Genomic DNA, 20832 nt, shown 5'->3' with positions numbered 1-20832 from the left:
CGGATGAGCGATTCTTCTTTACCCGATCTGCGCGCCCACTACGACGCCATGTGGGACCGCGCCTGGCCGGACGTCTCCCGCGGCGACGTCGAGTGCGACTTGCACCTGGCCGGCGGCCTCGATCCGCGCCGCGGCCTCACGCTGGTCGCGCGTCCCGACGCGGCGCTGGCGGCCCGCTTCGAAGCCGTGCAGGACGCCTTGCTCGCCGCCGACCCGCGCCAGTACCGGCAACCCCTTTCCGACCTGCACATGACGGTGCTGTCGCTGTTCACGGTCACGGAAGATTACGCACCGCACCTGGCCCGGCGCGCGGATTATGCGGCGGCCGCGCGCGCGGCACTGGACGACCTGGCGGCGTTCGAGATCGGCTTCGAAGGCATCACGATCTCGCGCGGCGCCGTGCTGGCCAAGGGATTCCCGCGCGACGGCACACTGGAACGGCTGCGTGCGCGCCTGCGCGACGCGCTGCGCGCACGGGGGCTCGACGGCACACTGGACCAGCGCTACCGGCTCGTCACCGCGCATTCGACGGTGCTGCGCTTCGTCGCCCCGCCCGCCGATCCGGCGCGACTGGCCGCTGTGCTGGGGGCGATGCGCGACGTGCCGCTCGGGACCATGCGGGCAAGCAGCCTGCAGCTCGTGATCAACGACTGGTATATGTCGAGCGCGGCGGTCGAACCGGTCGCGACATTTACGCTGCGGCCGCCGTCCGACGCAACGTGACGGTCTGTTCGCCGGTGGCGCGCGCCCGCAACTGGCCGCAGCCGCCGTCGACATCCTGCCCGGCCGAGTCGCGCAACTTGGTCAGGATGCCCCGCTCGAACAGCCAGGCGGCGATAGCCCGCGCCTTGTCCCAGTCGGGCCGGCGGAACGGCAGCCCGGGATTCGTGTTGTAGGGGATCATGTTCAGCACGGCATACTTGCCGCGCAAGAGGTCTACCAGGGCTTCGAGTTCGTCCGGCCCGTCGTTGACGCCGTCCAGCAAGGTCCACTGGTACTGGATCGGATAGCCGGTCAGGCGCGCATAGCGTTCGCCCTCGTCGACCAGTTCGCGCGCCGCGAAGCGCGGTGCGCGCGGCAGCAGGCGTGCGCGCAGGTCCGTCTTGGTCGTGTGCAGCGACAGTGCCAGCGCCGGTTTCACGCGGCCTTGCGGCAGGCGCTCGAACACGCGCGGATCGCCCACCGTCGAGAGCACGAGATTCTTGTGCGCGATATTGCCTTCGACGCCCAGCAGCTCGATGGCTTCCAGGACATTGTCGAGGTTGTGGGCGGGCTCGCCCATGCCCATGAACACGACCTTCTTGACGGGCCGCAGGCGGCGCGCCAGCACGACCTGGGCGACGATCTCGCCGCTTGTCACCTGCCGGATCAGGCCACTTTGACCCGTCATGCAGAACTGGCAGCCGACCGCGCACCCGACCTGGCTCGATACGCACACGCCATCGCGCGGCAGCAACACGGATTCCACCGTCTGACCATCGGCGAGGCCGACCAGCAGGCGGGCCGAGCCGTCGTCCGCGGGGTGCGTGCTGATGACGCGGGCGAGCGCGTCCAGTTCCGCATCCAGCTGCGGCAGCGCTTCGCGCACGGGCTTCGGCAGGAAGTCGTCGGGACGGCGGCGGCCGCGGTCGTGGTCCATCACGCGGACCCAGTCGCGCAGCACGCGGTCTTCGTGCAGGGGCCGGGCGCCGAGGGCGCGCAGGCGGGTGCGGATTGCTTCGATACGCAAAATAAACCGGAAATCAAAACAACGTCATTCCCGCGCAAGCGGGAATCCATACTGCGCCACTTCGATAAGCTCAGTATGGGTCCCCGCTTTCGCGGGGACGACGGTAGGTTAATCGTTCTTGACGACGATCGTCGGAAACTTCGCCGACATATCCTTCGACTGCTCCGCCACCTTCACGGCCACCTTGCGCGCGATCTCCTTATAGATCGCGGCGATGGCGCCATCCGGCTCCGCCACGACGGTCGGCGTACCGGAATCCGTCTGCTCGCGGATCGACAGCTGCAGCGGCAGCTTGCCGAGGAAGTCCACATGGAAGTCTTCGCACATCTTCTGGCCGCCGCCTTCGCCGAAGATCGCCTCGACGTGGCCGCAATTCGAGCAGATGTGGGTGCTCATGTTTTCCACGACGCCGACGATCGGGATGCCGACCTTCTCGAACATCTTGAGCCCCTTGCGCGCGTCCAGCAGCGCGATGTCCTGCGGGGTCGTGACGATCACGGCGCCCGTCACCGGAACCTTTTGCGACAGCGTGAGCTGGATGTCGCCCGTACCCGGCGGCATGTCGACGATGAGGTAGTCGAGGTTCTTCCAGTTGGTCTGTTCCAGCAGCTGCTGCAGGGCTTGCGTGACCATCGGGCCGCGCCACACCATAGGCTCGTCCGGATCGATCATGAAGCCGATCGACGACACCTGCACGCCGTGGTTTTCCAGCGGCTCCATCGTCTTGCCGTCCAGGCTCTGCGGACGGCCGTTCACGCCCAGCATCATCGGCTGCGACGGGCCGTAGATGTCGGCGTCCAGCAGGCCGACCGCGGCGCCCTCGGCGGCCAGCGCCAGCGCGAGGTTGACGGCCGTCGTCGACTTGCCGACGCCGCCCTTGCCGGACGCGACGGCGATGATGTTCTTCACGTTCGGCATCACCTTCAGGCCGCGCTGCACGGCGTGCGACAGGATCTTGCTCGTGACGTTGACGCTGGCGTTGTCCACGCCCGGAAGCTTGCGCAGCGCGTCGACGACGGCCGCGCGGATGCCCGCGACCTGGCTCTTCGCCGGATAGCCGAGCTCGATGTCGAGGGCGACGTTGCCGCCGTCGACCTGGACGTTCTTGACTGCCTTGGAGGTGACGAAATCTTTATGGGTGTTGGGATCGACGACAGCGGCCAGGGCGGCCTTGACGTCATCTACAGTGATGCTCATTGGGTTCTCCGGATGTGATGCGCAAGTTTAGCGCAAAACACGGTATCCCCTGTTGTCAGGCCGGCAAATGCACGAAGTACCCCCTGCGCGCTTGGGGTCATCCGCTGGTAAAATGCTTTTTTTCCTCGACAACCTCACCCTTCGACCATGACACGCAAGCTGTTCGTCACCACCGCCCTGCCCTACGCCAACGCTGCCTTTCACATCGGCCACATGATGGAATACATCCAGGCCGACATCTGGGTCCGCTTCCAGCGAATGCAGCGCGACGCCGGTGCGCAGCGCGTCGTGCACTTCGTCGGCGCCGACGACACGCACGGCACGCCGATCATGATCGCCGCGGAGAAGGAAGGCGTCACGCCGCAGGAATTCGTCGCGAAGATCGCGGCCGGCCGCGCGCAATACCTGGACGGCTTCCATATCGCGTTCGACAACTGGTACTCCACGGATTCGCCAGAAAACGTCGACCTGTCGCAGGGCATCTACCGCCGCCTGCGCGACAACGGCCTGATCTACACAAAGACCGTCGACCGCTTCTACGACACGGCCAAGGGCATGTTCCTGGCCGACCGCAACATCAAGGGCGAGTGCCCGGTCTGCCACGCGAAGGACCAGTACGGCGACAACTGCGAAGTATGCGGCGCCGCCTACCAGCCGACCGAGCTGATCAACCCGTACTCCGTGTTCACGGGCTCGACGCCGATCCTGAAGCCGTCCGAACAATACTTCTTCAAGCTGTCCGACCCGCGCTGCTTCCAATTCCTGAAGGAGTGGCTGAACACGCCGGGCCGCCTGCAGCCGGAAATGGTCAACAAGGTCTCCGAATGGCTGGGCGAGAACGGCGAAAAGCTGGCCGACTGGGACATCTCGCGCGACGCGCCCTATTTCGGCATCCCGATCCCGGATGCGCCAGGTAAATTCTTCTACGTGTGGCTGGACGCGCCGGTCGGCTATCTCGCCAGCCTGAAGAATTACTTCGAAAAGCAAGGTATCGATTACGAAGCGTTCCTGAACGATCCGTCCGCCGAGCAAGTGCACTTCATCGGCAAGGACATCGTGTCGTTCCACCTGCTGTTCTGGCCGGCGATGCTGAATTTCTCGGGCCACCCGATTATCGACAAGCTCAAGGTCAATGTCCACGGCCACCTGACCGTGAACAACGAGAAGATGTCGAAGTCGCGCGGCACGGGCATCTCGCCGCTGCGCTACCTGCAGCTGGGCATGAATCCGGAATGGCTGCGCTACTACCTCGCGTTCAAGTTGAACGCCCGGGTCGAAGACCTGGACTTCACGGGCGAGGACTTCGTCGCGCGCGTGAACAGCGACCTGATCGGCAAGTACGTGAACATCGCCAGCCGCTGCGCCGGCTTCATCGCCAAGCGCTTCGACGGCAAGCTGGCATCGACCTTGTCGGACGATGCGAAGAGCTGGATCGCGCGCGCCCTCAATGGCGAGAATGGCGAACGCCAGGCCGCCATCGCCGCGAACTTCGAGTCGCGCGAATTCGGCAAGGCGCTGCGTGAAATCATGGAAGTGGCCGACGTCGCCAACCGCTACGTCGACGAGAACAAGCCGTGGATCCTGGCCAAGGACGAGTCGAAATCGGCCGAACTGCACGACGTGTGCACGACCGCGCTGATCCTGTTCCGCCAGCTGACGATCATGCTGTCGCCGGTGCTGCCGCACGTGGCCGCGCGCGTGCGTGAATTCCTCGGCGACGAGGCGTACTCGTGGGAAGACACCCAGGGCGAGGGCGTCTACGCCCCGCTGCTGGGCCGCACGATCGGTGCGTACAGCCACCTGATGCAGCGCGTGGATGCCAAGATGGTCGAGGACCTGTTCGACAAGCCCGCGCCGGCACCGGCCGCTGCCGCGCCGGCCGCCGCCGTCGAGACCGCCGCCGCCCCGGCCCCGGAAGCCTCCGACATCGAGGAACTGGCACCGGAAATCTCGATCGACGACTTCACGAAAATCGACCTGCGCGTGGCGAAGATCGTCAATTGTGAGCACGTCGAAGGCGCAGGCAAGCTGCTGCGCCTCACGCTGGACGTGGGCGAAGGCCGCTATCGTAATGTGTTCTCGGGTATCAAGTCGGCTTACCAGCCGGAGCAATTGATCGGCAAGCTGACGGTGCTCGTGGCCAACCTGGCGCCGCGCAAGATGAAGTTCGGCGTGTCGGAAGGCATGGTGCTGTGCGCGTCCGCGCAAGATGAAAAAGCGAATCCGGGCCTGTATCTGCTGGAGCCGGTGAGCGGCGCCCAGCCGGGCATGCGGATCCGCTAAGCGGGCCGTGCCGGTGGCGCTAGTTGCTCTGCAGCGGCGCCATCAGCGAGCTCTTGTTGTCCTTGTAGTCCTTGCCGCCGATCTGGCTGACCATCTTTTCGGTGCGTTTGGCCGGAATGCGGCTGCCGGTGATCGGCGCGGCCGCGTCCGTCGTCGATGTGGATGCGGCGCCCGGCGCGGGCATGTCCGCGGCGGCAGGCTCATTCGTACTGGCGCACCCGGCCAGGATGAATGACAAGGCAGCGCAAGGCAGGACAGCTTTCATGGATCACCTGTACGGGAATAGGTTGAGGGAAAGATAAATACCTTGCCAGAATACTATCAATTCCCGCACGCGGGTAGCAGTATAATGCGCTGTTTTTAGAAAAAAATAGGACGCGAGCAATACCATCGACGTCCATCCTCCACACTTTAGAGTAGTAGCGACTAATATGACCGAATACAAAGCCCTGAGGCACATCCCGCAAGCGAATCTGTTCCGCCAAGGTGACGTCTTCGTCCTGTTCGGCGAACTGTTCGGCCGCGGCTATGTGAACGGCCTGATCGACGAGGCGCGCGCCGCCGGCATGACGATCCTCGGCATCACCGTCGGCCGCCGCAACGACGATGGCACCCTGCGCGCCCTGACGCCGGAAGAACACGTGGAAGCGGAAGCCAAGCTGGGCGGCCGCATCATCAATGTGCCCCTGATGGCCGGTTTCGACATGGACGCGCCCCCGGGCGAGCAGAATCCGACCGAGATGCTGTCCGGTATTACCCTCAAAAGCTGGCAAGAAGACAAGCTGGACTGGACCAAGATCGAAGCCTGCCGCACCGCCGGCGTGCAGCGCTTCACGCAGTCCGCGCAAGACGTCATGGCCGAGATCGACAAGCTGATCCCGGACGGCGCCAACGTGTTCTTCGCCCACACGATGGCCGGCGGCATCCCGAAGATCAAGGCCTTCCTGGCCATCGCCAACCGCATCTATAAAGGCCGCGGCGACCGCTTCATGTCGTCGCGCGCCCTGCTCGACAGCGACCTGGGCAAGCTGATCCTGATGAACTTCGACGAAGTGTCGGCGAACACGCTGAAATACCTGATCGATGCGTCCGCCGCCATCCGCGCGCGCGTGGAAGCCAAGGGCGGCCAGGTGCGCTACACGGCGTACGGCTACCACGGCACCGAGATCCTGATCGGCGGCGAGTACGTGTGGCAGACCTACACGAACTACACGCAGGGCTATGCCAAGATGCGCCTGGAGTCGATCGCCGAGGCCGCCTGGGCCCAGGGCGTCACCGCCACCGTGTTCAACTGCCCGGAAATCCGCACGAACTCGTCCGACATCTTCGTCGGCGTGGAACTGTCGCTGTTCCCGCTGCTGCTCGCCCTCAAGAAGGAAGGTGGCGGCGCATGGGCACAGGAGCAATGGGACATCTGCCAGGGCCTGCTGGGCGAAGGCGTCTCGCTGCAATCGATCCTCGACAAGCTGGAAGCGTATCTGCAGACCGCCACCAGCACCTCGTTCCGCAACTTCGACGCCTGGCCGATGGACAACACGCCGGAACTGGCCGACCTGATGATCGGCACGTCCGACGAGATCACGTCGCTGCACACGGACAAGAAGGCGCTGATCACGGACCACCTGTCGGCCCTCGTGCTGGAAGGCACCGGACCGCTGATGTTCCACGGCGCCGCCGAGAAGATCGCACCGGTGCTGTGGCTCAACCACGACATCATCGCCCGTCAACTGAATGCGCTGCACCAATAAGCACTGACTCGCAGTATCATTCCTTGTTTTTATGATGCGGCGGCTCTCGATAAGCGAGGCCGCCGTTTGTACGACCTGCCTAGAAAAGCCATGAAACACATCCAGTACGAATCCGAGCACACCAAGTTCATCAAGGAACTGAAGGAAAAGACCCCGGGCATGGAAGAGCGCCAGCAGGCCGGCCGCTCGCTGCTGTGGGACAAAGCCCCGCTGTCGCTGGACGAGCAGCGCCGCATCGACGAGTCGCGTCTCCGCCAGCAGGCGTATCCGTACCAGACGAAGGTCTGACCTACCCGGTCTGACGCCCTCTCGATCATTCCCAGGCCGACGACGATGGTGCCCGAGCAGGCGACGCCCGGGGGGCGCGCCGATCCCGACACGGGCGACGGCACCACGGCCTCCCCTTCCGATACCGCGAGTGTCGACGCCCACGTCGACAGCGCCATCGCACGCCTGTACGGCGAGCCGATGCTGCAGCTGCCCACGGACCTGTACATCCCGCCCGATGCGCTCGAGATCTTTCTTGATGCGTTCGAAGGTCCGCTCGACCTGCTGCTGTACCTGATCCGCAAGCAGAATTTCAATATCCTCGACATCCCGATGGCCCAGGTCACGTTGCAGTACCTGGAATACGTCGAGCAGATCCGCAAGAGCAACCTGGAGCTGGCGGCGGAATACCTGTTGATGGCCGCAATGCTCATCGAGATCAAGTCGCGCATGCTGTTGCCAAAGCGCGTCGACACGCTCGTCGAGGAGGCGGAAGACCCGCGTGCGGAACTGGTGCGGCGCCTGCTGGACTACGAGCAGATCAAGATCGCAGCCCAGCAGTTGGGTGCCCTGCCCCAGGAAGGCCGCGACTTCGTGCGCCCGCAGCTGCACATCGAGCAGGCGCTGGGGCCGGTCTGGCCGCAGGTCGACCCGCACGATCTGCAGCGCGCCTGGATGGACGTGCTGCGCCGCGCCAAGCTGACCCAGCACCACCGCATCGGCCGCGAGGAATTGTCCGTGCGCGAGCACATGTCGGCCATCCTGCGCACCTTGCAGTCGGCCCGCTTCGTCGAGTTCTCGGAACTGTTCGGCGGCCAGGCGAGCGTGCCAGTCGTCGTCGTGCATTTCGTCGCCATGCTCGAACTGGCGAAAGAAACCTTAATCGAAATAACCCAGGCCGAACCTTTCGCCCCCATCTATGTGCGGCTCGCCTATTCTCCCGCGTGACGCCATTACGAATCCGATACCATGAAAATCATCTCCACCATTGACGAACTGCGCGACCAGCTGCGCGGACAACTGCGCACCGCCTTCGTGCCGACGATGGGCAACCTGCACGAAGGCCATCTGTCGCTCATGCGCCTGGCGCGCCGCCACGGCGACCCGGTCGTCGCCTCGATCTTCGTCAACCGCCTGCAGTTCGGCCCGAACGAGGACTTCGACAAATACCCGCGCACGTTCGAAGCGGACGTCGCCAAGCTGGAGAAGGAAGGCGTGTACGTCCTGTTCGCGCCGACCGAAAGAGACCTGTATCCGGAGCCGCAGGAATACCGCGTGCAGCCGCCCGACGACCTGGGCAATATCCTGGAGGGGGAGTTCCGCCCCGGCTTCTTCAACGGCGTGTGCACGGTCGTGACGAAGCTGTTCTCCTGCGTGCAGCCGCGCGTGGCCGTGTTCGGCAAGAAGGATTACCAGCAGTTGATGATCGTCCGTAACATGGCGCGCCAATTCGCGCTGCCGACGGAAATCATCGGCGCCGAGACGTTCCGCGCGGAAGATGGCCTGGCGCTGTCGTCGCGCAACGGCTACCTGAGCACGGCGGAACGCACCGAAGCGCCGTTCCTGTACCAGACACTGCAGTACGTGGCGGAACAGACCCGCGCCGGCCATGCCGACCTGGCCGCGCTGGAGCGCGACGCGATGGAACGCCTGGCCGCGCGCGGCTGGCAGCCCGACTACGTGTCGATCCGCAAGCGCATGAACCTGCAGGCGCCGGGCCGCGAGGAATATGAAGCGGGCGCACCGCTCGTCGTCCTGACGGCCGCCAAACTTGGTGCGACGCGTCTGATCGATAATCTTGAGATCTGACTCTAAAAATTCCTTTGTTGCAAATATGTTGTAGGAATTGGCAACTCTTCTTGTTAGACTCGTGGCTTGGCTTTTTACCCACACCACGTAAAAAGAAGGAGTAGCGTCTTGACCGACCTCTCGATGCTTCAAATGCGCAAGGGCCCGCCCAAACCGGCGGACGCCGCGGACCGGATCCGCCCCGATTCCGGCGCCCATGACATGCGCGACCCGTTCGACATCGGCGACGCGTTGACCACGCTCGCCCTGACCGGCGAACCCTTGACCGTATACCCGCGCGGCCAGGACTTCGTCATGGCGCGCATCGACAGCGTCGATCCCGACCACAAGGTGTTCACCCTCGAGCTCGCCGGCAACGACGTCCTGGCGGAAGGCGAGGCCGTGTTCGTCGCGGCGCTCGGGAGCAATGCGAAGATCCAGTTCGAGCTCGACGCCGGCTGGGCCATCGTGGAGGGACGCCCGGACCTCGTGCAACTGCCGCTGCCGGAGGTCTGCCTCGTGCTGAACCGGCGCGCCGAGCCTCGCCTGGAGTCGCCGGTCGGCATGAATTACGGCGCCCGCTTCACGCTGCTGGGCAAGGTGTTCGAGATGCCGCTGTACGATTTCTCACGCGGGGGCGTCGGCCTGCGCGCGACGCCGGAACAGGCGCTCGAACTGTACGTCGGCAAGAAGCTGGAGGGCGTGCAGCTGGAACTGGGCACGTCGCTGGCCGTCTCGGCCGACCTCGAAATCCGCCTGCTGCGGCCGTTCCGTACCTTCCTGCTGGGTCAGCAGGTGCAGGTGGGGTGCCGCATTTCGAATATTTCGATGCAGATGCGGCAGACGCTCGAGCGGGCTGTTGTCAAGGTCCAGAAGCGCAGATAAACAAAACGGCCCGTCAGGGCCGTTTTTTCACGCTGCGACGTTCTGCGCCCACGCCAGCGCCGATAAATGCGCCTTGTTGACGTCGAGCGGGCTGATATCCAGCGACGCCGCCAACGACGCCACGAGGTCCGAATTCAACTCGCACGCCTCGGCCAGCGCGAGATAAGGCCCGTATACGCCATCGCGCCCCAGCAATGCCTGCACGACCTGCTCCGGCAGCTGGATCGTGTCCAGCACCTCCTTCATCGGCAGCCCCAGCAGGCGGTCCAGCAGCGAGAACATGCCCGCCACGAACAGGTGCTCGCCCTCGCCGCGCGGCAGATACGTCTGGCCCAGCAGTTCGCACAGGCGCGCACGCACGACCGCCGTTTCCATCAGCACGGGCGAATAGCCGCTCGTGCTGGCCGTCGCCAGTAGCAGGACGAGCCAGCGGTACAGCGGCGCGTAGCCGAGCATCGCGATCGCCTGGCGCAGCGACTGGATGTCGCGGCCGGAGCCGAAGCCGGCCGAATTGATGAAGCGCAGGAGTTTATAGATCAGTGCCGGATCGCGCTTGAGCACGGCCTCGATCTTGGGCACGTCCTCGTTGTTCTGCACCATCTGCATCAGCTGCAGGATGATGGTCTGGGCGGGGTTCATGCCCTTGACGGGATTGCCCGGCCGCGGCGTCAGGTGCAGCTTGCCGACGAAGGCATCCAGGCCCAGCGCGGCGCAGGCGTCGAAATCCTGCCACGTCGACACCGGCCGGCCGACGAGGCGCAGCGCCGACTGCTTCGCGGCGGCGTACGCGCGCGCCTGGGCGGCCACGTCGGCGCCGGTAAAGCGCACTTCGGCGTAGGACGCGAAGGGAGACAGGTTCTTGCCCAGCAGGGTCAGGTCGGCGCCGCGGATCGAGATGCCGACGCCGCCCGCGCGCAGCGCCTGCACGGCCGCGCGGGTGTCAGGATTCGCGAGATCGCGCACGGGCAGCGAGAGGACGGTGCGTTCCGGGGGCAGCGCGTGCAGCGCATCCAGCGACAGCATCGCCGGCACGGCGTCGAGGAACAGGATCTTGTCGCGCAGGAGCCAGCCCTGCTCCTCGTCGACCACGTGTTCGGCCACGAAGGCGACGAGGCGTTCGAGGTCGGCGTCGCCGAGTGGCTGGCCGTCGCGCTGTTGCCAGCGGAGCTCGTACCCGATCACACGTTGCTTCGGGTCGAGCAGGGGTTCACGGACGATGAAGTGAGTCTGGTGCATGTCTTGTAACGATCGCCGGGTGGAACGAAAAACGGCGGCTCGAGGCCGCCGCGTCGGGATCAGAAGCCCAGGCTGTCGAGCAAGTCGTCAACCTGGCCCTGGTCGGCCACGATGTCGCTATTGCCTTCCGGGTTGATCTGCGGACCGTTCAGCAAGCCATTGTCGAGCTCGCGCTTGATCTCGCTCGGCGCGAAATCGACGAGCACCTGCACCAGCTGCTTTTCCAGGTTCTGGGCGATGCCCGTGATACGCGAGATCACCTGGCCGGTCAGGTCCTGGAAGTCCTGGGCCATCATGATGTCCATCAAATGCGCCTTCGTGGCGCTGGCCGCTTCGCGCGATTCGGCCAGGCTCGCGACCGTGCGCTCGGCCAACGCACGCCAGTCGCCGTCGGCGCCCGGGGCAGCCAGCAGGGCCTGCCACGAACGGCCGAGTTCGGCGGCACGGTCGTCGATGCCGTCCTGAAGTGGATTGGCGGCATCGGTCGCGTCGAGCACACGCTTGGCCGATTGCTCGGACAGCCGGACCACGTAATCGAGGCGGTCGCGCGCATCGGGGATGTCGCTGGCCGCCTTTTCGATCAGCTTGTCCAGGCCCAGCCCGCGCAGGCTTTCGTGCAATGCGCGGGTCATGTGCCCGATCCGGCTCAGAACCTCGTCGGGCGAAGTCGAGTCGGCGATGTGCTCGCTCATTTACGCGGCCTTTTCCATCTTTTCGAAAATCTTGTTCAGCTTTTCGTCCAGCGTGGCCGCGGTGAACGGCTTCACGACGTAGCCGTTGGCGCCGGCTTGCGCCGCCGCGATGATGTTTTCCTTCTTGGCTTCGGCGGTCACCATCAGCACCGGCAGCTTGGCCAGTGCGGGATCGGCACGGATGTTCTGCAGCATCGTCAGACCGTCCATGTTCGGCATGTTCCAGTCCGACACGACGAAATCGAACTGTTCGCTGCGCAGCTTGGCCAGTGCCTGGACACCGTCTTCTGCCTCGTCGACATTGCCGTAACCCAGTTCTTTCAGCAGATTTTTGACGATGCGTCGCATCGTCGAAAAATCGTCAACAACCAGGAAACGCATCTTAGGATCAGCCATGAAATACTCCGTTGTTTCTTAACTCTGATGATGGGCTTCGAGGACTACGAAGCCCCTAGTATAGGTTGGTCGGTTCGGCACTGCGAATACAGGCTAAAGCATAGCAGTTTTGTTGCTCTACGGCGATAAAACCGCAGTGAATGCACCGTACGCGGATCAAACGCGCAACGCCCGGCCTCCATGCGTTGCCAGATGGCCAAGCACGAGGCCCGGCAATGCGCCCAGGGCGGCCACCTCGTGGGCGGCGCCGATGGCGATCGCTTCGCGCGGCATGCCGAACACGACGCACGACGCTTCATCCTGGGCGAAATTGTAGGCGCCCGCGTTCTTCATCTCCAGCATACCCTGTGCGCCGTCTTTTCCCATGCCCGTCAGGATCACGCCGACGGCATTCTTGCCGGCCGCCTGCGCCGCCGAGCGGAACAGGACGTCCACGGAGGGACGGTGACGGTTGACGGGCTCGCTCTGCTCGATCTTCGTCATGTAGTTGGCGCCGGATCGCGTCAACAGCAAATGGGAGTGGCCCGGCGCGATGTACGCGTGGCCCGGCAGCACACGCTCGTTGCCGGCGGACTCGACGACGCTGATCTTGCACAGCGAATCGAGGCGGCGCGCGAACGACGTCGTAAAGCCTTCCGGCATGTGCTGGGCGATCAGGATGCCGGGGCAGTCCGACGGCATCTGCATGAGGAATTCGCGGATCGCTTCCGTGCCGCCGGTCGAGGCGCCGATGATGATCAGCTTTTCCGACGACGTCAGCGGGCTGCGCAATTGCGGCAGCGGGGTCGTGGCGCCGGCCGTGGCCGCATGCAGGGTGCGCGGCTTGATGCGGGCGCGCGACGCGCCGCGGATCTTGTCGGCGATCAGTTCGGTATATTCGCGCATGCCGCTCTGGATCGAGATCTTGGGTTTGGTCACGAAATCGACGGCGCCCAGCTCCAGCGCGCGCATCGTGATCTCGGAACCGCGCTCCGTCAGCGACGACACCATCAGCACGGGCATCGGGCGCAGGCGCATGAGTTTTTCGAGGAAGTCGAGGCCGTCCATCTTCGGCATCTCGACGTCCAGGGTGAGCACGTCCGGGTTCGTGCGCTTGATCAGTTCGCGCGCGACGAGCGGATCGGGCGCGACGCCGACCACTTCCATGTCGGGCTGCGAATTGACGATCTCGGTCATTACGCTGCGGATCAGCGCGGAATCGTCCACGATCACCACTTTGATCTTTGTCATTGGTTCTGCCTTTCTCTTCAGAACAGGTCGACGGCGCCGGAGACGGGCGTGACCTTGAGGCGGCTGGCGTAATCGAGCTCGCGCTTCGCCAGCGTATCGTTATGGGTTTGCATCAGTTTCTTGACGAGCACCTTGCCCGTGCGCGGGAAGAAATACACCTTGCGCGGATAGATGTCGTTCAGGTCCTCGGCCAGCACCGGAATCCGTTCCGTCTTGAGAAACTGAATGACGAACGCGGCATTGCGCTCGCCCACGTTCATCGCGGAAAAGCCGCGCAGCACGGCGCCGCCGCCGAACACCTTCGCTTCCAGGTGCTCGCGCCGGGCGCCGGCCTTGAGCAGGTCGTTGATCAGCACTTCCATCGCATGCGTGCCGTAGCGCATCGAGGCCGAGACGGGGTTGCCCGGATCGCCGCCGTCCGGCAGCATGAAGTGGTTCATGCCGCCCAGGCCCTTCACACGGTCGCGGATGCACGCCGACACGCACGAGCCGAGCACCGTCACGATCAGCATGTCCTTGCCCGTGTAGTAGTACTCGCCGGGCAGGATCTTGGCCGCGTCGCAGTCGAACGTGCGGTCGTAATAGACGTTGGTGGCGAAATGGCTGTTCGTTTCCATGGGCGGTGTCGTGGGCGTCAGCCTTGGTTCAATTCGTAGACCGTCTTGCCGCGCAGGCGCAGCGAGTCGGACACGTACAGGAAGTTCTCGGAGTGGCCGGCGAACAGCAGCGCGTCCGGCTTCATCAGGGGCACGAAGCGCGACAGGATCTTGCGCTGCGTGGCCTTGTCGAAGTAGATCATCACGTTGCGGCAGAAGATCGCGTCGAACGGGCCCTTGACGTCCCAGCCGTCGGCCAGCAGGTTCAATTGCCGGAACGTGATCAGCTGGCGCAGTTCCGGGCGCACGCGCACGAGGCCTTCCTGGGCGCCCTTTCCTTTCAGGAAAAAGCGGCGCAGGCGCGCCTGTTCCATCTTGTCGACGCGTTCGAGCGGATAGACGCCGGCGCTGGCCGTGGCCAGCACGTTCGTATCGATGTCGGTGGCGATGATCTGGACCGGCGGGGTCAAGGTATCGAACGCCTCGCACGCGGTCATCGCGATCGAATACGGCTCCTCGCCCGTGGAACTGGCGGAGCACCAGATCGTGAGCGGCGCGCCGTGTTTCGCGCGCGCCTTGAGCGCGTGTTCGGCCAGCAGCGGGAAGTGGTGCGCCTCGCGGAAGAACGACGTCAGGTTCGTCGTCAGCGCGTTCGTGAACGATTCCCACTCGGCCGGCATGCGGCCCGCTTCCAGCGCGTCGAGGTAGGACGCGAACGAGGCGATGCCGTTCGCGCGCAGGCGGCGCGCGAGACGGCTGTAGACCATTTCCTGCTTGCTGTCGGCCAGGGAGATGCCGGCGCGCTGGTAGATCAGGGCCCGCACGCGCTCGAAGTCGGCGCGCGTGAAATTGAATTCCTTGCCCGTCTCCTGCTTGTTGGTATTGGTGGGCGGCACGTTATAACCTATGGATTGCTGTCGTTCTGCGGACCGCGTGCGGTCCGGGTGTGTCCCTTGCGCCGCGCTGTGTGTCTTATGCCGCCAACCGGTCCATCAGGCCCATCTCGCTGGACGACATCAGCTTGTCGATGTCGATCAGGATGAGCATGCGCTCGTCGACGGTGCCGAGGCCGGTCAGGTAGTCGGAATTGAAGGCGGAGCCCATCTCCGGCGCCGGCTTGATCTGGTCCGGCGTGAGCGTGGTCACGTCCGACACGCTGTCCACGACCATGCCCATGATGCGGCCGCCGATGTTCAGGATGATCACGACGGTGAACTGGTCGTAGGTCGGCGTGCCCAGGTTGAACTTGATACGCATGTCGACCACCGGGATGATGATGCCGCGCAGGTTGATCACGCCCTTGATGAATTCGGGGGCGTTGGCGATGCGGGTCACGGCTTCGTAGCCGCGGATCTCCTGCACCTTCAGGATGTCGATGCCGTATTCCTCGGAGCCGAGGGTGAAGGCCAGGTATTCGCTGCCGTTGCCGTCGTGGGCATCGTTCGGCTTGTTCGTCGGTTGAGTGGACATGTCGGTTCCTTATCGGAGCAAAAGTAAGGGTTAAATCAGGAGATGACGGATTCGTCGGACAACTGGCGCGACGAGCGCAGCAGCGCGCCCACGTCCAGGATCAGCGCCACGCCGCCATCGCCGAGGATGGTGGCGCCCGAGATCCCGGCGACCTTGCGGTAGTTCGCTTCCAGGTTCTTCACGACGACCTGCTGCTGGCCGACCAGTTCGTCGACGAACAGCGCGGCCTTGCGCCCTTCCGCCTCGAGGATCACGAGGATGCCTTCGCACGGGTCGGTGATGCGCGGCTCGATGTTGAACATCTGGTACAGCGGGATCAGCGGCAGGTATTCGCCGCGCACCTTCACCACGCGGCCCTGGCCGTGGATCTCCTTGACGTCGGCGCGCGCCGGCTGCAGGGACTCCACGACGAAGCCCAGCGGCAGGATGTAGATCTCGTCGCCGCTGCGGATCGACATGCCGTCCAGGATCGCCAGGGTCAGCGGCAGCGAGATCAGGATCGTCGTGCCGAAGCCGCGCGCCGAGCGGATGTCGATGGTGCCGCCCAGCGCCTGGATATTGCGCTTGACGACGTCCATGCCGACGCCGCGGCCCGACACGTCGGTGACGATTTCCGCCGTCGAGAAGCCGGGCGCGAAGATCAGTTGCCAGACGTCGGCGTCGCTCATGTTGTCCGACACCGGCAGGCCATTCTGCCTGGCCTTGGCCAGGATGCGTTCGCGATTCAGGCCGCCGCCGTCGTCCGCGACTTCGATCACGATGTTGCCGCCCTGGTGAGCGGCGGACAGGAACAGGCGTCCCGACTCCGACTTGCCGGCGGCCATGCGCGCGGCGGGCAGCTCGATGCCGTGGTCGATCGAGTTGCGCACCAGGTGCGTGAGCGGATCGACGATGCGTTCGATCAGGCCCTTGTCCAGTTCCGTCGCGGCGCCGTTGGTGATGAAGTCGACTTTCTTGCCCAGCTTGCCGGCGAGGTCGCGCACCATGCGCGGGAAGCGCGAGAACACGAAGTCCATCGGCATCATGCGGATCGACATGACGGCTTCCTGCAGGTCGCGCGTATTGCGCGTCAGCTGCGACACGGACGCCAGCAGGCGCTGGTGCACCATCGGATCGAGGCCGTCGCTGCGCTGCTCGATCATGGCCTGCGTGATCACCAGTTCGCCGACGAGGTTGATCAGCTGGTCGACCTTTTCGATCGACACGCGGATCGACGACGATTCGGATCCCTGCGCGTGGCTGCCCTCGGCGGCCTTCTTGGCGGCTTTCTTTTCGGCCGCCGCTTCCGTCACTTCGAGCGGTTCCGGGCGTACCGGCTCGGGGCGCACGGGCACGGGCGGCAGCGCTTCGGCCACGATGCCCGCTTCGCGGCGGATCTGCTCGATCGGCTGGAAGAATCCATAGCCGAGTTCGTCCTCGGACGGCTCGTTCGTGGTGGCGTCCACCGCATCGGTCGGGTCGAAGAAACCGTAGCCTTGCTCGTCCTCGATGCGGGCGCGTTCTGCCGCCTCGCGCGCGCGCTGCTCGGGCGTGAGCGGGGGCGCCTCGAAGATCCTGAGGTCGTTCGGGTCGAGCACGAAGGAGCAGATGGCGATGATGTCGTCCAGGCTCTCGTGCGTCATGATGATCAGCGCCGTGCGTCCCGCTGCGAGCGGCACGACGGACACGCGGCCCAGCAGGCCGAGTTCGTCCACGAGCGCGTCGACGTCGCGCTTGGCGAGGTCGGGCAGCTCGATCTTGTAGCGGTGGGCGCCCTCGGCGACCTGCTGCTTCGGTTCCGCGTGCAGGAACGACGGCACGGTCGGCTGGTGCGTCGGCACGATCACGCCTTCGGACAGGTCGTGCAGCATCATGCGCACGTTGGCGACCGCTTCCTGGTCGACGTCCGCGCCATTGCGGTGGCCGTCGAGCTGCATCTTGAGGATGTCCTTGGCGGCCAGGAAGGCGTCCACGTGCTGGCTGGTGAGCGCCATCTCGCCCTTGCGGATGCGGTCCAGCAGGGACTCGAGCACGTGCGTCACTTCGCTCATGTCGGTCAGGCCGAAGGTCGATGCCCCGCCCTTGATCGAATGGGCGGTGCGGAAGATCGCGTTCAGGTCTTCCGGGTCCGGCGAATCGATATCGACGGCCAGCAGCAGACGCTCCTTCTCGGCGAGCAGCTCTTCCGCCTCGTCGAAAAAGACCTTGTAAAACTGGCTGATGTCGATGGTCATGTCAAATTTCCGTCTGGTGCGATCGGCGTGAAACGATCAGCCGATGACTTTCTTGACCACCTCGATCAGGCGCTGCGGGTCGAACGGCTTGACCAGCCAGCCGTTGGCGCCGGCCGCGCGGCCTTTCGTCTTCATGTCTTCGGACGACTCGGTCGTGAGCATGAGGATCGGCGTCTTCTGGTAGCCCGGCAGGCCGCGCAGCGACTTGATGAGGGTGAGCCCGTCCATCTTCGGCATGTTCTGGTCGGTCAGGACCAGGTCGACGGTCTGAAGCTTCGCCTTTTCCAGGCCATCCTGTCCGTCGACGGCTTCCACCACCTGGTAGCCCGCGGCCTTCAGGCTGAAAGCCACCATCTGGCGCAGGGAACTGGAATCGTCGACTGCGAGAATAGTTTTTGCCATCTTTATGCTCCTGCTGTTGGGGTCAGAGACCGGTTTTTCTTTTGGGGCTCTGATCCCGGTTTCAATCCGCGCCAGTCGCCCGGCCTTTTATTTATAGTCAGATGGGGTCAGAGCCCAACCCGGACACCGGGCTCTGACCCCATGGTTAAAATAATTCCACGTCGCCGCTTTCGAGATGCCGCTGCTCCACCGACTTGCGCAGCATACTCCGCAGCTCGAGCGACTGGATCGCCAGCGCCATGCTGACCTTGCCCAGGCGCTCGACGATCTCGTCGCCGTCGCTCTCCGGCAGGATCTCGTCGCCATGCTCGGACAACGTCGTCAGGAACTCGCGCAGGCCGGTCACGCGGCGCAACGTGCGGTCCAGCAGCTGGCTCGTCATGTCCTGGAACTGCATGCTCGTCACGGCCGCGTTCACGTGGCCGGCGATCTCGCCCGACATGCCAGTCAGGCATGCACTTTCCTCGGCCGTCGGCGCCTGGCCCGCCAGCAGGCGGTTGATCGCCTCCTGGCGCGAGTCGACCACGTGGTGGATCGCCATGAAACTGCTCGTCAGCTTCTCGACGGCTTCCTCCAGCAACAGCGTCGTCTGCACGAGGTCGGTCTCGACTTCGGACAGGTGGCGCCGGCCATGGTCGGAGACACCCGACAGGAGGCGCTTGACGTGTGACCCGAGAATCTTTTTTCTTGTCGTCATAAAATCCTCCAGAACTCCCCGCCCGTTATTTCTTTCCGTCCGGCGCTGCCGCCGGCTGTGCCAGACCGCCACCCGTTGCCTCGGCAACGGCCTTCACTGCCGCGTCGGCGCTCTCGCCCGGCACGTCCAAAGGCGTACCGTCGTGCAGCACGGCGTTCTCGGTACGCTTGTTCATCACGAGAATGCTGATGCGGCGGTTGATCGGGTTGAACGGATCCGCGCGGTCGAGGTGGACGGCCGAGCCGAGACCCACCACGCGCAGGATCTTGGCGTCGGACAGGCCTCCATGCACCAGTTCGCGTCGCGACGCGTTGGCACGGTCGGCCGACAATTCCCAGTTCGTATACCCTTCGGCCGTCGAATACGGCGTGGAATCCGTGTGCCCCGACAGGCCGATGCGGTTCGGCACGTCGTTCAGCACGAGACCCAGCACATCGAGGATGTCGCGGGTGTACGGTTGCAATTGCGCGCTCGCCGAGGCGAACATGGGGCGGTTCTTTTCGTCGACGATCTGGATGCGCAGGCCTTCGCTCGTCACGTCGAGCAGCAGCTGGTTCTTGTATTTGCGCAGCAGCGGATTGGCGTCGATCGTCTGCTGGATGCGTTGCTTGAGCTCTTCCAGGCGCGCCGCCTCCTGCTTCTCGAGGGCTTCGCGCGCGGACTTCAGGTCCATCGATTTCTTGTTGGGCTCGATGTCGCCGTTCTTGACCTGGCCGTTGCGGCGCGTCAGGTCCTTGCCGCCGCCCTGCAGGATCGAATTGCTGTTACCGGAGCCGGAGCCGCCCTGCATGGCGACCTTCAACGGCGTCTTGAAGTAATTGGCGATGCCTTCCATGTCGCCCTTGGTCGTCGAGCCGAGCAGCCACATGAGCAGGAAGAACGCCATCATCGCCGTCACGAAGTCGGCGTACGCGATCTTCCAGGCGCCGCCATGGTGACCATGGCCGCCCTTCTTGACGCGCTTGACGATGATCGGCTTCTGGCCTTCGTCAGCCATGCCGCACTCCCGCGCCGATGTGGTTAGCTCGCACCATTACTTGCTCTTGGCCTTCTTGATGTGGTCCTCGAGTTCGGCGAACGTCGGGCGCTCGGTCGAGTACAGCACCTTGCGGCCGAATTCGACGGCCAGCGCCGGCGCGTAACCGTTCAGGCTCGCCAGCAGCGTCACCTTCACGGTCTGGAACATCTTGCTCGATTCTTCCAGCTTCTGTTCGAGCAGGCTGGCCAGCGGTCCCACGAAGCCGTAGGCCAGCAGGATGCCGAGGAATGTACCGACCAGCGCGTGCGCGATCAGCATGCCCAGCTCGGCCGGCGGCAGGCCCACGGATTCCATCGTGTGCACCACGCCCATCACGGCCGCCACGATACCGAACGCCGGCAGGCCGTCGCCCAGCTTCGCGATACATTGCGCCGGGACCGCACCTTCATGATGGTGGGTCTCGATCTCGTTGTCCATCAGGTTCTCGATCTGGAACGCGTCCATGTTGCCCGAAACCATCAATCGCAGGTAATCGGTGATGAATTCGATAATGTGGTGGTCCGCCAGCACCAGCGGGTACTTCGAGAACACGGGGCTCTGCTCGGGGCTCTCGATGTCGCCTTCGATCGACATCAGGCCTTCCTTGCGTACCTTCGACAGCACGTCGAACAGCAGGGACATCAGCTCCATGTACATCTCGCGCGTGTACTTGGACCCCTTGAACAGCGTGGGCAGCGCGCCCAGCGTCGCCTTCACCGCCTTGGGCGTGTTACCGACGAAGAACGCACCGGCAGCCGCGCCGCCGATCATCAGCAGTTCGAGCGGCTGGAACAATGCCGCCAGGTGACCGCCGGCCATGGCAAAGCCGCCGAAGACGCATGCGCAGACGATTACGTAACCAACAATGACAAACACGGGACTCCCGATGCGTGATTCCGGGGTTCGCCCGGATTGGATCCAAGTTGATGAATCCAAAGAGAAATATTTACGTAGGGAACTAGATTAGCTTGAGAATGGCCCACGG

General features: G+C 64.3%; 22 protein-coding genes. 7 read left to right on the top strand and 15 right to left on the bottom strand.

What is annotated here, in order from left to right:
• Nucleotides 1–3: 3 nt before the first annotated feature.
• Nucleotides 4–723 carry a 2'-5' RNA ligase family protein gene (locus tag ACEN9H_RS08055; RefSeq protein WP_413674337.1) on the top strand — a complete coding sequence of 240 codons (720 nt, stop codon included), beginning with the start codon at nucleotides 4–6 and terminating at the stop codon, nucleotides 721–723.
• Here ACEN9H_RS08055 and ACEN9H_RS08050 read toward each other — a convergent pair.
• Nucleotides 692–1729, bottom strand: coding sequence for an RNA methyltransferase (locus tag ACEN9H_RS08050; protein ID WP_413674336.1), 1038 nt, complete (start codon nucleotides 1727–1729; stop codon nucleotides 692–694). The genes ACEN9H_RS08055 and ACEN9H_RS08050 overlap by 32 nt on opposite strands.
• 108 nt (nucleotides 1730–1837) lie before the next feature.
• On the bottom strand, nucleotides 1838–2926 hold the full coding sequence (gene apbC, locus ACEN9H_RS08045) for an iron-sulfur cluster carrier protein ApbC (protein ID WP_413674335.1): 1089 nt from the start codon (nucleotides 2924–2926) through the stop codon (nucleotides 1838–1840).
• A 147-nt stretch (nucleotides 2927–3073) separates the two neighbouring features.
• Between apbC and metG the strand changes: the two genes are divergently transcribed.
• Entirely contained in the window at nucleotides 3074–5209 is a 2136-nt protein-coding gene (metG, locus tag ACEN9H_RS08040; protein WP_413674334.1) for a methionine--tRNA ligase, read from the top strand.
• A gap of 19 nt (nucleotides 5210–5228) precedes the next feature.
• Here the strand turns inward: metG and ACEN9H_RS08035 are convergent, their stop codons facing one another.
• On the bottom strand, nucleotides 5229–5474 hold the full coding sequence (locus ACEN9H_RS08035) for a hypothetical protein (protein ID WP_156650961.1): 246 nt from the start codon (nucleotides 5472–5474) through the stop codon (nucleotides 5229–5231).
• Between the two features lie 166 nt (nucleotides 5475–5640).
• On the opposite strand from ACEN9H_RS08035, the gene ACEN9H_RS08030 reads away from it, so the two are divergent.
• The 5 genes from ACEN9H_RS08030 to ACEN9H_RS08010 all read left to right on the top strand — a co-directional run bounded on the left by ACEN9H_RS08030 (nucleotide 5641) and on the right by ACEN9H_RS08010 (nucleotide 9897).
• Nucleotides 5641–6957 (top strand): enoyl-acyl carrier protein reductase FabMG, encoded by a 1317-nt coding sequence (locus ACEN9H_RS08030; RefSeq protein ID WP_413674333.1) that lies wholly within the window; start codon nucleotides 5641–5643, stop codon nucleotides 6955–6957.
• A 90-nt stretch (nucleotides 6958–7047) separates the two neighbouring features.
• Nucleotides 7048–7245 carry a DUF3460 family protein gene (locus tag ACEN9H_RS08025; RefSeq protein WP_056137239.1) on the top strand — a complete coding sequence of 66 codons (198 nt, stop codon included), beginning with the start codon at nucleotides 7048–7050 and terminating at the stop codon, nucleotides 7243–7245.
• Between the two features lie 45 nt (nucleotides 7246–7290).
• Complete coding sequence (locus tag ACEN9H_RS08020) at nucleotides 7291–8172, top strand: segregation and condensation protein A (RefSeq protein WP_371764503.1); 882 nt, start codon at nucleotides 7291–7293, stop codon at nucleotides 8170–8172.
• A 21-nt stretch (nucleotides 8173–8193) separates the two neighbouring features.
• Nucleotides 8194–9033: a pantoate--beta-alanine ligase gene (gene panC / locus ACEN9H_RS08015; protein ID WP_056137237.1), complete on the top strand. Its 840-nt coding sequence runs from the start codon at nucleotides 8194–8196 to the stop codon at nucleotides 9031–9033.
• 108 nt (nucleotides 9034–9141) lie between these two features.
• Nucleotides 9142–9897 (top strand): flagellar brake protein, encoded by a 756-nt coding sequence (locus tag ACEN9H_RS08010; protein WP_413674332.1) that lies wholly within the window; start codon nucleotides 9142–9144, stop codon nucleotides 9895–9897.
• Between the two features lie 27 nt (nucleotides 9898–9924).
• Here ACEN9H_RS08010 and ACEN9H_RS08005 read toward each other — a convergent pair whose 3' ends face one another.
• The 12 genes from ACEN9H_RS08005 to motA all read right to left on the bottom strand — a co-directional run bounded on the left by ACEN9H_RS08005 (nucleotide 9925) and on the right by motA (nucleotide 20723).
• Entirely contained in the window at nucleotides 9925–11133 is a 1209-nt protein-coding gene (locus ACEN9H_RS08005; protein WP_413674331.1) for an EAL and HDOD domain-containing protein, read from the bottom strand.
• 59 nt (nucleotides 11134–11192) lie between these two features.
• On the bottom strand, nucleotides 11193–11825 hold the full coding sequence (gene cheZ / locus ACEN9H_RS08000) for a protein phosphatase CheZ (RefSeq protein ID WP_371764500.1): 633 nt from the start codon (nucleotides 11823–11825) through the stop codon (nucleotides 11193–11195).
• Entirely contained in the window at nucleotides 11826–12221 is a 396-nt protein-coding gene (gene cheY, locus ACEN9H_RS07995; RefSeq protein ID WP_036230336.1) for a chemotaxis response regulator CheY, read from the bottom strand.
• Between the two features lie 156 nt (nucleotides 12222–12377).
• Nucleotides 12378–13451: a protein-glutamate methylesterase/protein-glutamine glutaminase gene (locus tag ACEN9H_RS07990; protein ID WP_413674330.1), complete on the bottom strand. Its 1074-nt coding sequence runs from the start codon at nucleotides 13449–13451 to the stop codon at nucleotides 12378–12380.
• A gap of 17 nt (nucleotides 13452–13468) precedes the next feature.
• A complete protein-coding gene (gene cheD / locus ACEN9H_RS07985; protein ID WP_056137233.1) occupies nucleotides 13469–14068 on the bottom strand; it encodes a chemoreceptor glutamine deamidase CheD in 600 nt (199 codons plus the stop codon).
• Nucleotides 14069–14085: 17 nt separating this feature from the next.
• On the bottom strand, nucleotides 14086–14943 hold the full coding sequence (locus ACEN9H_RS07980; protein WP_413674329.1) for a CheR family methyltransferase: 858 nt from the start codon (nucleotides 14941–14943) through the stop codon (nucleotides 14086–14088).
• Between the two features lie 76 nt (nucleotides 14944–15019).
• Nucleotides 15020–15517, bottom strand: a complete 498-nt coding sequence (locus tag ACEN9H_RS07975) for a chemotaxis protein CheW (RefSeq protein WP_036230347.1) — start codon at nucleotides 15515–15517, stop codon at nucleotides 15020–15022.
• A 35-nt stretch (nucleotides 15518–15552) separates the two neighbouring features.
• Nucleotides 15553–17730: a chemotaxis protein CheA gene (gene cheA, locus ACEN9H_RS07970; RefSeq protein ID WP_413674328.1), complete on the bottom strand. Its 2178-nt coding sequence runs from the start codon at nucleotides 17728–17730 to the stop codon at nucleotides 15553–15555.
• A 36-nt stretch (nucleotides 17731–17766) separates the two neighbouring features.
• The gene (locus ACEN9H_RS07965) at nucleotides 17767–18132 is read right to left on the bottom strand and encodes a response regulator (RefSeq protein WP_036230353.1); all 366 of its coding nucleotides are present in this window, start codon (nucleotides 18130–18132) and stop codon (nucleotides 17767–17769) included.
• A 145-nt stretch (nucleotides 18133–18277) separates the two neighbouring features.
• The gene (locus tag ACEN9H_RS07960) at nucleotides 18278–18829 is read right to left on the bottom strand and encodes a hypothetical protein (RefSeq protein ID WP_056137231.1); all 552 of its coding nucleotides are present in this window, start codon (nucleotides 18827–18829) and stop codon (nucleotides 18278–18280) included.
• Nucleotides 18830–18854: 25 nt separating this feature from the next.
• Nucleotides 18855–19826: a flagellar motor protein MotB gene (motB, locus tag ACEN9H_RS07955; protein ID WP_413674327.1), complete on the bottom strand. Its 972-nt coding sequence runs from the start codon at nucleotides 19824–19826 to the stop codon at nucleotides 18855–18857.
• Between the two features lie 36 nt (nucleotides 19827–19862).
• A complete protein-coding gene (gene motA, locus ACEN9H_RS07950; RefSeq protein ID WP_056137229.1) occupies nucleotides 19863–20723 on the bottom strand; it encodes a flagellar motor stator protein MotA in 861 nt (286 codons plus the stop codon).
• Nucleotides 20724–20832: the final 109 nt, after the last annotated feature.

The sequence above is a fragment of the Massilia cellulosiltytica genome (assembly GCF_047325105.1).
Lineage (GTDB): Bacteria > Pseudomonadota > Gammaproteobacteria > Burkholderiales > Burkholderiaceae_D > Telluria > Telluria orientalis.
Note: the sequence above shows the minus strand (reverse complement) of the source record. Positions and strands in the feature narration are given on the sequence as shown.